We start from the raw sequence: 4254 nt of genomic DNA on the forward strand, positions 1-4254 counted from the left end.
TTTTGTTTAGATTGATTTTTGACACTCATATTCTAAACGGGAAACTCTCACTTTTTAGAGTGAATTGTCAGATCAAGTCTGATCTTCTACATTTAAATTGTAGAAAATCATCTTCTAACTTCTACTTATTCAATCCCCACGATTTTATGCGTTTGGATACTTAGCTGCCATTTAGGCTTATTTGGACGCTGATTTAATAACCCAATCTGGGTGATGGTTTCCAGCAAGTTCATTTTTCCCTCTACCTCACAAGGTGAAAGATAGTAATGCTCAGCTTTAATTTGGCTTTCTATTTGCTCACAGAAACCCTGTACTTCTCCATCAACGACGATACGGACTTCATTCGCAAATTCAATGCAACGGCGTTGATACTTTTCTTGGTACATTCGCTTTGGGCTGGTCGCAATATAATCAATTTGTGCCGGAACCTCTTTTAAGCCGTTGGTTTCGATCGCTAAAAAATATCCCTCTTTTTTAAATTGTTCTAATAATAACGATAAATTAGGCTGAATCGTTGGCTCGCCTCCGGTAATAATCACATTTTTCGCAGAATAGCTTCTTACTTTGGCAAGAATATCGCTTAACGTCCATTGCTCAAATTGATTGTAATTGGTATCGCACCACGGGCAAGTGAGGTTGCATTTGCCAAAACGTACAAAAATAGCCGGCATTCCGGTATTAAAGCCTTCCCCTTGTAAGCTTTCAAAGATCTCAACAATCGGAAAACGAGGGTTTGAAATTAACTCCGCCATTATTTGCTGTACTCACAATAAGAAGTAGGCGTTTCCCACAAGCGAATTAGGCTAACCGGTAAGCCCACTTTCTCTAATTTTTCAAACATATATTTCGCCATTTCTTCGGCTGTGGTACGAGTTGGAATACCATAAACCTTGGAGTTTAAATCAATTAATAATTGTGCTACTTGGCTTTCACGCTCACTCTGTAAGTCGTAAATAAAAGCGTGATCCATCGGCTCTAAAATATGTTGTTTTACCACTGCTTTTAGATCCGAATAGTCCATTACCATTCCTCTTTTAGCTCCCTCTTGAAATAGCTCACCTGCCACCTCAACTTGCAATTTGTAGGTGTGTCCGTGTAAGTTTTGGCATTTGCCATCGTGTCCATCTAGCATATGAGCCATATCAAAACTAAATTCTTTAGCAATTTTAAACATTGCTTACCTCCCTTTCTGCTAAATATTCATTCAAGCCTTTTTCTCGCAATACGCAACTCGGGCAGTCGTGGCAACCACCTTCAACGCCTAAATAACAGGTGTGGGTATGGTCTCGAATATAATCAAAAGCACCCAGCTTATCTGCTAATGCCCAAGTTTCTTTTTTAGTTAAATACATCAATGGCGTGCGAATGTTGAAATTATAGTCCATCGCTAAATTTAGCGTTACATTCATTGATTTTACAAATACATCTCGGCAATCAGGGTAACCACTAAAATCGGTCTCACACACGCCGGTAAAAATAGTTTGAATGCCCTGCCCTTTGGCATAAATGGCGGTATAAAGCAGAAATAAGGCATTACGCCCATCCACAAAGGTATTGGGTGTACTGCCTTGTTGTTGAATTTCAGCATTATTATCCATTAACGCATTGGTAGTAATCGCTTTAATCACCGAAGTATCAATCAGCGTTTGTTTGACGCCTAAATCGTTAGAAATCCAGCGTGCTTTTTCAAGTTCAATCGAATGGCGTTGCCCATATTGAAAGGTAACGACTTCCACATTTTCTTTGCCAAATTCAGCAATAGCTTGGAATAAACAAGTGGTAGAGTCTTGACCGCCGGAAAAAATCACAACGGCTTTTGGTTTTTGATGAGTCATTTTGTGTCCTTAGTTTTTTTGTGTGGGAGGTTTACGAACCACAAATAAAAAATACAAGCGGTCTTTTTTTGCTTGTATTTTGCGAAAGGTGATATTTTACAAAGAATTTGCTTTCTCTTAAACCCAAAATTCAATAAAATTGAGATACTCATTTATAGTAAGGAATTTAAATATGCTCACGCCGAAGAACTTAGAAGCGATTGCTCAACAACTCCATAACGCCTTACCGCAAAGCTTAAAAAATGTCGGTAATGATCTAGATGAAAAATTTAAGCAAATCCTTCAAGCCCAATTAGCCCGTCTTGATGTTGTCACTCGTGAAGAATTTGATGTTCAATCTCAAGTGTTACTCCGCACTCGTGAAAAATTAACCGAATTAGAAAAACGTCTTGATGAACTGACTCAAAGAACAGATGAATAATCGATTTTTTAATTTAGTATAAGGAAACTCAGATGCAAAAAATTAACCCTGTGCAAACTTTTGCTTGGAATGCCTTAGAGCAACATAAAGCAGACAACCTTTCTATTCCTCAACTTTTTGCCGAAGATCCAAACCGTTTCGACAAATATTCCCTCCGTTTTGAAGATCAATTATTAGTCGATTTTTCAAAAAATGCGATCAACGGAAAAACCTTAACCTTACTTCGCCAACTGGCAAATGAATGTGGTTTGGAATCAGCAAAAAATGCGATGTTCTCCGGCAAAAAAATCAACCGCACTGAAAACCGTGCCGTATTGCACGTTGCACTGCGTAACCGTGCCAATACACCAATCGCAGTCGATGGCAAAGATGTAATGCCGGAAGTGAATGCCGTGTTAGCGAAAATGAAAGATTTCTGCGAGCGTGTTATTTCCGGCGAATGGAAAGGCTATACCGGCAAAACGATTACTGATGTGATCAATATCGGTATTGGTGGCTCGGATCTAGGTCCTTATATGGTAACAGAGGCATTACGCCCTTATAAAAATCACCTTAATATGCACTTTGTGTCTAACGTGGACGGCACGCATATTGCTGAAGTGTTGCGTAAAGTTAATCCTGAAACCACGTTAGTGTTAGTGGCTTCAAAAACCTTTACCACTCAAGAAACGATGACCAATGCCCTTTCAGCTCGCAAATGGCTACTTGATTCTGCCAAAGATGAATCTGCGGTAGCAAAACATTTCGTGGCACTTTCAACCAATGCCAAAGAAGTGGAAAAATTCGGTATTGATACCGCTAATATGTTTGAATTCTGGGATTGGGTTGGCGGTCGTTACTCATTATGGTCTGCCATCGGGCTTTCGATTGCCCTTTCATTAGGTTTTGAGAACTTCGAGCAGCTACTTGCTGGTGCTCACGCAATGGATAAGCATTTCTTAATCACGCCGATTGAGAAAAACATTCCAACTACGTTAGCTTTAGTCGGCATTTGGAATAACAATTTCTTAGGTGCTGAATCAGAAGCGATTTTACCTTACGACCAATATATGCACCGCTTTGCGGCTTATTTCCAACAAGGCAATATGGAATCAAACGGTAAATTTGTGGGGCGTGACGGCAAACCGGTTACTCACCAAACAGGTCCGATTATTTGGGGCGAACCGGGAACTAACGGTCAGCACGCATTCTATCAACTCATTCATCAAGGCACAAAATTAATTCCTTGTGATTTTATCGCACCGGCACAAACTCACAATCCGTTAAGCGATCATCACAACAAACTGCTTTCTAACTTCTTTGCTCAAACTGAAGCACTAGCTTTCGGTAAATCAAAAGAAACAGTTGAAAAAGAGTTTTTAGATGCAGGTAAAACGTTGGAAGAAGTAGCTGAAATCGTGCCGTTTAAAGTGTTCAGCGGAAACAAACCGACCAACTCTATCTTGGTGCAAAAAATCACCCCGTACAGCTTAGGGGCATTAATTGCAATGTATGAACACAAAATCTTCGTGCAAGGCGTGCTGTTCAACATTTACAGTTTCGACCAATGGGGCGTGGAGTTAGGCAAACAGCTTGCAAACCGCATTTTACCCGAACTCGAAACCGATGAAAAAATCAACAGCCACGACAGCTCCACAAATGGTTTAATTAACCAATTCAAGGCTTGGCGTTAAATATAGTCAATACAATAAAAAGCATAGAGGTAAAAAATCTCTATGCTTTTTTTCTAAAATTTTAGCTGAGGACTGAACTAAGCACCATTTCTACACAAGCAGTTTTTTCTATATTCTTTTGCACTATGAGTTTACCTAATATCTCTTTTCTACTTTTCTTTTTTCTAAAATAGGTACAATAAATAAACTGGTTAAAAAGGCTTACTATTTTACCTCTACTCTTCACTCACAAAATCCTAACAAGCGGTCATTTTCCGTGAGTTTTTTATCTTTACCACAACAACAAAAAACCGCCTGTATCTCTACAGGCGGCTCTTTCTTGGAT

Annotated in this window: 5 protein-coding genes and 1 riboswitch; of the genes, 2 read left to right on the top strand and 3 right to left on the bottom strand. The window is 39.4% G+C overall.

The features are described from left to right. Positions 1-125: 125 nt before the first annotated feature. From EDC41_RS13215 to queC, 3 genes are read right to left on the bottom strand one after another with little or no spacing between them, the layout of a single operon-like run. Positions 126-752 carry a 7-carboxy-7-deazaguanine synthase QueE gene (locus EDC41_RS13215; RefSeq protein WP_006251306.1) on the bottom strand — a complete coding sequence of 209 codons (627 nt, stop codon included), beginning with the start codon at positions 750-752 and terminating at the stop codon, positions 126-128. Beyond that, positions 752-1174: a 6-carboxytetrahydropterin synthase QueD gene (gene queD / locus EDC41_RS13220; protein ID WP_006249203.1), complete on the bottom strand. Its 423-nt coding sequence runs from the start codon at positions 1172-1174 to the stop codon at positions 752-754. The genes EDC41_RS13215 and queD overlap by 1 nt, the downstream gene beginning before the upstream one ends. Beyond that, positions 1167-1835, bottom strand: coding sequence for a 7-cyano-7-deazaguanine synthase QueC (gene queC, locus EDC41_RS13225; protein WP_006249202.1), 669 nt, complete (start codon positions 1833-1835; stop codon positions 1167-1169). Before queC ends, queD begins: the two co-directional genes overlap by 8 nt. 3 nt (positions 1836-1838) lie before the next feature. Further along, positions 1839-1883, bottom strand: a riboswitch (PreQ1 riboswitch). 124 nt (positions 1884-2007) lie between these two features. Here queC and ubiK point away from each other — a divergent pair. Next, positions 2008-2256 (top strand): ubiquinone biosynthesis accessory factor UbiK, encoded by a 249-nt coding sequence (gene ubiK / locus EDC41_RS13230; RefSeq protein ID WP_006249201.1) that lies wholly within the window; start codon positions 2008-2010, stop codon positions 2254-2256. Between the two features lie 32 nt (positions 2257-2288). Beyond that, positions 2289-3929: a glucose-6-phosphate isomerase gene (pgi, locus tag EDC41_RS13235; RefSeq protein ID WP_006251307.1), complete on the top strand. Its 1641-nt coding sequence runs from the start codon at positions 2289-2291 to the stop codon at positions 3927-3929. Positions 3930-4254 lie beyond the last annotated feature (325 nt).

Source organism: Mannheimia haemolytica (genome assembly GCF_004342115.1).
Classification (GTDB): Bacteria; Pseudomonadota; Gammaproteobacteria; order Enterobacterales; family Pasteurellaceae; genus Mannheimia; species Mannheimia haemolytica.